This window comes from Pseudomonas sp. CROZ-RG-20F-R04-15 (assembly GCF_022662375.1).
GTDB lineage: Bacteria > Pseudomonadota > Gammaproteobacteria > Pseudomonadales > Pseudomonadaceae > Aquipseudomonas.
The window spans coordinates 82970-90162 of record NZ_JAKNQL010000015.1; the positions used below are offsets into that span (position 1 = coordinate 82970).

At 61.0% G+C, this 7193-nt stretch carries 2 protein-coding genes; one reads left to right on the forward strand and one right to left on the reverse strand.

Annotation, left to right across the window (positions count from 1 at the left end; all coding sequences use genetic code 11):
- Window positions 1–21 precede the first annotated feature (21 nt).
- Window positions 22–4194, forward strand: a complete 4173-nt coding sequence (locus L8H52_RS20820) for an amino acid adenylation domain-containing protein (RefSeq protein WP_242208531.1) — start codon at window positions 22–24, stop codon at window positions 4192–4194.
- Window positions 4195–4375: 181 nt separating this feature from the next.
- On the opposite strand, the gene L8H52_RS20825 is transcribed toward L8H52_RS20820, so the two are convergent.
- Entirely contained in the window at window positions 4376–6856 is a 2481-nt protein-coding gene (locus L8H52_RS20825) for a TonB-dependent siderophore receptor (protein ID WP_242208532.1), read from the reverse strand.
- Window positions 6857–7193: the final 337 nt, after the last annotated feature.

Sequence of the window (7193 nt, forward strand, 5' to 3'; positions counted from 1 at the left end):
GCTGCCAACCACGAGAGCCCGATGAACGACTTACTCGATGATGAGGTACTGGCGCTGCTGATGGCAGATGCCGGCGAGCAATCCCAAGGCATCATTGCCCGTCCCCACCCGGCCCCGGCCCCCCTCTCCTTCGCGCAACAGCGGCTGTGGTTCGTGCAACAGCTGACACCTGACAGTGCCGCCTATAACCTGCCACGCGCCGTGCGCCTCAGCGGTGCCCTGCAAGCACGGCATCTGGAAATGGCGCTGAATAAAGTCATCGAACGCCACGATGTCCTGCGCAGTGCGATCGTCGAGATCGATGGGGTCGCCATGCAGGTGGTCGATGCACACGCAACGCTGCAGCTGGGGTTCGATGATCTGCGCGGCCTGAGCGCTGAAACGCGCGAACAGCAGATTGCCCAGCGCATTGGCGAAGAGGCCGCCAAGCCCTTCGACCTGAAGCAAGCACCACTGATGCGCGCGACACTGCTGCAAGTCGCCGACACGGAGCACTTGCTGTTGCTCAACATGCACCATATCGCCTCGGACGCCTGGTCCAACGCGATCCTGATGCAGGACCTGACCCGCGCCTACGCGCAAGCGGCAATGGGCATGAGCGCGCCACTGCCGCGCCCGGCCATCCAGTACGCCGATTATGCCGACTGGCAACGTGGCGACTATCTGCACAGCCCGGCCTGCAAGACCAGCGCCGAATACTGGCAGAACTATCTGGGTCAGACGTTGCCGCCGCTGGATCTGCCGGTGGACTTTGCGCGCAACGACCAGCACAGCCATGCGGCCGGCAAACACGACTTCAGCCTGCCCGCCACCTTGGCGCAAGCACTCAATCGCTTCTGCCAGCAGCACGGTTTGACTCCCTTTGTGGTCGCCCTGGGCGCCTGGCAATTGCTCCTGAGCCGCTACAGTGGCCAGGACGATTTCACCGTCGGCGTGCCCAACGCCACACGCAACCGCAGTGAAATCCAGGACCTGGTCGGGTTCTTTGTCAGTACTCAGGTCTATCGCGTGCGGATTGACCCGCAGTTGCCTTGCAAGGACTTCCTGCTGCGTCTGCGCCGCGAATCGCTGGCCGCGCTCGACCATGCCGACTATCCGCTGGAACTGAGCTTCGACGACCTGCAACTGCAAAGCAGTCAGCAGATCAATCCGTTGTTCCAGGTGCTGTTCAACTGGCGCACGGACGGCGGCGCCGCGGTGCCGCTGAACCTGGGCGAATTGACCCTGGACTTTGTCGATGCCGGCAGCGGGCAGGCGAAATTCGACCTGTCGCTGGACGTCAGTTATTCCCTGAACCGCATCGACGCCAACATCGAATTCAGCCGCGATCTGTACAGCCCCGCCACCATCGAGCGGTTGGCCGGGCATTGGCAGAACCTGTTGCACGCCATCACCGCCAATCCCGAGGTTGCCCTGAGCGAATTGCCGCTGCTGAGCGACACCGAGTGCCGCCAGCAACGCGAACAATGGAACCCAGCCGTGGCGCCCTTGCCGAGCGCAGGCGTGCATCAGCTCTTCGAACGCCAGGCACTGGCCACGCCGCAGGCTCTCGCGCTGATTTGCGATGACGTGCGCATGAGCTATGCCCAACTCAACTCCGCAGCCAATGGCCTGGCACAGACCCTGCTCGGCTACGGCGTGGGCCCGGAAGTGCGGGTGGGCATCGCGGTCGAGCGCTCGGCGCGGATGATCGTCAGCCTGCTCGCGGTGCTCAAGGCCGGCGGTGTGTACGTGCCGCTCGATCCCGAATACCCGCAGGAACGCCTGACCTGGATGATCGAAGACAGCGGCTTGAGCGTGCTGCTCAGCCAGCGCTCTTTGCTCCAGCGCCTGCCCTCGGTAGACGCGGTCAGCGTGCTGTGCGTCGACGAACTCGACCTCGCCGACAGCGCGCACAGCGACAATCCGACCTGCCGTACCCATGGCCATAACCTGGCGTATGTGATGTTCACCTCAGGTTCCACCGGTCGACCAAAAGGTGTGGGAATTACCCAGGCGGCTTTGACCCGACACGCGCAAGTCGCCCTGCAATTCCTCGGCCTGACACCCGCCGATCGTTCGCTGCAATTTGCCACGTTCAACTTCGATGCCTTTGTCGAACAGCTCTACCCGGCGCTGATCTGCGGCGCGTCGGTGGTACTGCGCGGGCCGGACATCTGGGACAGCGAAACCTGGTACCAGCAGTTGCTCGACAAGCAATTCACGGTCAGCGACCTGACCACCACGTACTGGAACATGCTGGCGAGAGATTTTGCCGCTGCCGGTGTCCGTGACTATGGCCCGTTGCGCCAAGTGATCGTGGGCGGCGAAGCCATGCCACCGGAAGGCGTGGCGGCGTGGGGCAAAGCGGGACTTGGCCATGTGCGCCTGCTCAACACCTACGGCCCGACGGAAACCACGGTCAGTGCCACGGTGCTCGATTGCACGGACTACGTCACCGGGCATGCGCCACTGCCGAAAACCATGCCGATCGGCCGCCCCTTGGCTGGACGCGCCATTTACCTGCTGGACAGCGGTGGCCAACCGGTCCCGGTGGGCGTCGTCGGTGAATTGGTGATTGCCGGCGATCTATTGGCCCGGGGCTATTTCCAGCGCCCGGAGCTGACTGCCGAACGCTTCATGCCTGATCCGTTCAGCACGCAGGGCGGGCGTCTGTACCGAACCGGCGATCTGGCGCGCTATCGCTCCGATGGCGTCATCGAATACGTCGGCCGACTCGATCATCAAGTGAAGATTCGCGGCTTCCGTATCGAACTCGGTGAAATCGAATCCTGCCTGCTGCAAATTCCGGCCGTTCGCGAAGCCCTGGTCCTTGCTCGCGAAGGATTGGCCGGGATGCAGTTGATCGGTTATGTCGTGCCGAGCGACAGTGATTTGTCGAGTGAACAGCACGATCAACTGCGCGCAGCGCTCAAGACTGAACTGAAAAGCCTTCTGCCCGCCTACATGGTCCCGAGCCATCTGCTGATGCTGGAAGCCATGCCCGTCAGTCCGACAGGCAAACTTGATCGCAAGGCGTTGCCGCTGCCTGACTTCAGTCAATCGGAGACCCGCTTCAAGGCCCCGGAAACTGCATTGGAGCACGCGCTGGCCGAGCTCTGGCAGGAAACCCTGCACGTCGACCGGGTCGGCCTCGACGACAATTTCTTCGAACTGGGCGGGCATTCGATTCTGGCGATCCAGTTTATTGCCGCGCTCAATGCACGCCTGGGGATCAAACTCGCTTTGCAGCAAATGCTCGCCCACGCCACCGTCGAAGCCCTGGCGCAATTCATTGCCATGGAACACCAGCAGCAAGCCCAATGCGTGGTGGAGCTCTCGGCCTCGGCCGCCAGCGCCCCGACGCTGTTCTGCCTGCATCCCAGCGGCGGCATCGTGTTCTGCTACCAACCGTTGGCCAAACGCCTGAGCAAACACGCGCGCACTTTCGGCGTGATGCACACAGGCTTCGCCGACAAACACGCCCACGCCCAGACCTGGGCGCAAATGATCGCCGATTACACCCGACAGATTATCGATAAACAGGCTGACGGCCCGTATCGCTTGATGGGCTGGTCGCTCGGCGGCTCCATCGCCATGGACATCGCCGCCGAACTGGAGCGTCAGGGACGTGAGGTGAGCTTTCTCGGTCTGGTCGATACCACACTGCCGGACAGCCTGCTGCCGGCCGATCTGCCGCGCAAACCGCTGGAAGAAGAAAATCCCGAGTACTTCAGCGCACAAAATGAACTGGCGACGGCCGTGGAAATGTTCAGCCTGATGTTCGCGCATCTGCACGAGCCGGCGGCACGCTTCCTCGCCGAAAACCCGCAAACCGATCTCAAGGCTTTCTACCAGTGGGCCAGCCAACAGGCCGCCACCAGCGAACAGGAAATGGTGGCGACGCTGGACGCCATCAAACAGGAAATCATGAACGCCCAGGCGTTCGAGATTCATGACCGACTGGTGAAATCCTACGACGCTTTCACGCTGCCAACGCTCAAGGTCGAGGCGAGTTGCTGGTGGTCGCTGTCGCACAAGACCCTGGAGCAGGTGTTGCACTCGGAACAGGTGCTGCGTGAACACACCGTCAGCGGACGACTGCAAGGCTCGGTGCATTCCACCCTGCCCCACCGCAGCATGATTTACGGTGAGTCGTTGCTCGAGTCCTTCGAAGCAGTGTTCCTGACGTGTGAGGCGGCATTGAACAACTGACTTTCATACGGGCAAACAAAAACGCAGAAGCCCTGGCTTCTGCGTTTTTGTTTGCGTGATTTGCCACATCACCTGTGGGCGCTGCGCCCACCGCGATTCAGCTGCCGACGGCATGCAAAAAAAACGGCCCACGCCCTCTTTCGAGGAGCGTGGGCCGCTTCGGTGAAGGCCCTTCAGTGCATCAGAACTTTGGGGTCCACTTCACGGAGAACATCAGGTTGCGTGGATCACCGAAGTTGTTGTTGCCGTCGAGCTGGTTGTAACCGGCCGCAATGTACTTCTTGTCGAACAGGTTGTTGGCGTTCACGGCCAGATCGACTTCCGGTGTCAGCCGGTAACCGACACGGGCGTTCCATACGGTGTAACCCGCGACATCGTAGGTCCCTTCATAGCCCAGCGTATGGCTCTGAGTGGTGAAGCCCAGACCGGTGCTGACACGATCCCACTCACCCGGCAACTGGTAGTTGGCCCACATGCGCAGCATGTGTTTTGGCGTCCAGGTGCTGAACACGCGACCTTCGTTGATCGGGTCTTTGAGGTACTTGGTGGTGTTGTAGGTGTAACCGGCGAACAGTTGCAGGTCTTCCACCACTTCGCCGCTGATCTCGGCGTCGATACCCTGGCTGCGCACTTTGCCCGAGGCCGTCGAGCAGTAGGAACCGTCGCACTCGAAGCCACCGGCAATGTCGTTGACCGCACGGTTTTCCTGGTCGTAGCGGAAGAGTGCCAAGGAGGTGTTGACCCGGCCGTCCATCAGCTCGCCCTTGAGACCGATTTCGTAGTTGCTGCCGACCACCGGTTTGAGCACGGTGCCACCGGCATCGCGGTTGGTCTGCGGCTGGAATACGTCGGTGTAACTGGCGTAAACCGCCCACTCGCGGCTCAGGTCATAGACGATACCGGCGTAAGGCGTGACTTCCCCGGTTTCGGTCGCGGTGCTTGGGTCGTTCCTGGTGATGCCGCCGAACGAGGATTGCGCCTTGGATTTGTAGCTGAAGTCGTACCAGCTGACACGGGAGCCGAGCACCAAAGTCAGATCGTCGATCGGCTTGACGCGCCAGGTGCCATACAGGCCTTTCTGGCGGACGTCGTATTTACTCAGCGTGCCGCGACCACCCGAAGCGATCAGGCTGTCGTAGTTGATATCGGGACGGTCATTGTTGACGCCGAAAATCGTGTCGCTACTGTTGCTGAAGGTACGGGCGAGCTGATCGTCCGTTTCGAGCTGGGAAAAGTTACCGCCCAACATCACTTCCTGCTGCATCGACAAGGCTTCGAATTTGCCATTGAGGTTCATGTCGATACCGACTTTTGTCGAGTCGAAATCGGTCACGAAGTTGGCGTACTGCACGCCGCTGCCATCCGCTTCCAGACCGTCGCCGGCACTTTGCACGCGCTGGTTTTTCGCCTTGTTGCTCTCGGTCATGCGCACCGCACCGACCTTGAGTGCCCAGTCTTCGTTGAAGCGATGTTCGAGGTCGGCGTAAAGCGTGGTGACGTCGATGTCGGAACTGTTCCAGCGTGCACCGGTGTAGGTGGAGCGCGAGACATCCGGCATCTTGCCGTCAGCGTAACGTGGCAGGCCACGAATCATCGGACGCGAATCACCGTCGGAACGGCTCACGGCCAGGCCCAGGGTGGTGTCTTCGCTCAGGTCGAAGTCCAGCGAGCCGTACAGCGACAACGTCCGGCTCCAGTCGTGATCAATGAACGAGTTGCTTTGATCCTGATCGGCCACCAGACGACCGCGGATGGTGCCGGCCTGGTTCAGCGGGCCGCCCGCGTCTACCTGCAGACCGTAATGGTCCCAGGAGCCCGCTTTGGCGGTCACGGACACAGTTGGTGCAGCCTGGCCGCGCTTGCGCACCAGGTTGATGGCGCCACCCGGGCTGCCAGTGCCTTGCAGCAATCCGGAGGCACCGCGCAGGATTTCCAGGCGATCGAAAAACACCAGATCCTGAGTGGCCCAGTTACCCAGCGAATAGGTGTTACGTGGAATAGGTACGCCGTCGTACTGCCAGTCATCGATCTGGAAACCGCGCGAGGAGATGATCAACCCCTTGCCGACGCCCTGCAGACCCACGACACCGGTGGTCTGGTTAAGCGCATCCTTGAGGTCGACCAGGTCCTGGTCGTCCATCTGCTTGCGGGTCATCACGGTGACCGATTGGGGGATTTCCTTGAGGGTGTGGGTGCCCTTGCCAATCGTCACCGCGTTGGAAGTGTAGGAGTTGCTGCCCTCGGTCGTTGCGCCGACCTGATGTGCGCTGATGTTGGTCGCGCCCAGCTCCAGGCCTTGGGTGTTGCTGCCCCGCACCAGCATCAGGGTGTTGCCCTCGACGCTGTAGCGCACGTCGGTGCCCTTGAGCAATTCGGCGATGGCCGCCTGCGGGCTCATCTTGCCGCTGACGGCGTGGCTTCTGAGCCCGGCCATGTCGTCAGCGTTGTAGATCACTTGCTGGTTGGTCTGCTGACCGAACGCCTGCAGCGCTTGTGGCAACGATTGCGCCGGGATATTGATGCTGACGCTTTCAGCCATCACCTGAGCGCTCAAAGGCAATACGCAGACCAGCCCCAGACCGGTCAACACGCGACGTGAACGCAGGCCGCGGGACATGACGAGTGCCTTGAACAGAGGTTTCAACTCATGAATTGCTGACATCGTGCTCTCTATTATTGGTAGAAGTGAAAGTCCATTGGGCCAAAGGGCCCGCCACGGCCAGCACATGGGAACCGCCCACTGTCGTTGGCCCCGTGGGCGACATGACAGTGCGCGGTTGACCGGCCCCTCCCCGGGCGCGGTCATCCTGCTGGACGACGGCGAAATTTTTCTACTGAACAATCCGCTGCCTTGGCTGCCCTGCCTGACCGGATTTGCCCACATACCTTATTAAGACGCAGCACCTCCAAAAAACCGGAATGAGTTTATTTATCATTAACGCAAAAAGTTAAAAAAAAGGCCGACGCTGTTGGGCGACGGCCTTTTGTTTCTTTCTGTG

Coding starts and splice junctions, on each gene's coding strand:
- L8H52_RS20820 (WP_242208531.1), top strand. CDS start 22: ATGAACGACTTACTCGATGATGAGGTACTGGCGCTGCTGATGGCAGAT.
- L8H52_RS20825 (WP_242208532.1), bottom strand. CDS start 6,856: ATGTCAGCAATTCATGAGTTGAAACCTCTGTTCAAGGCACTCGTCATG.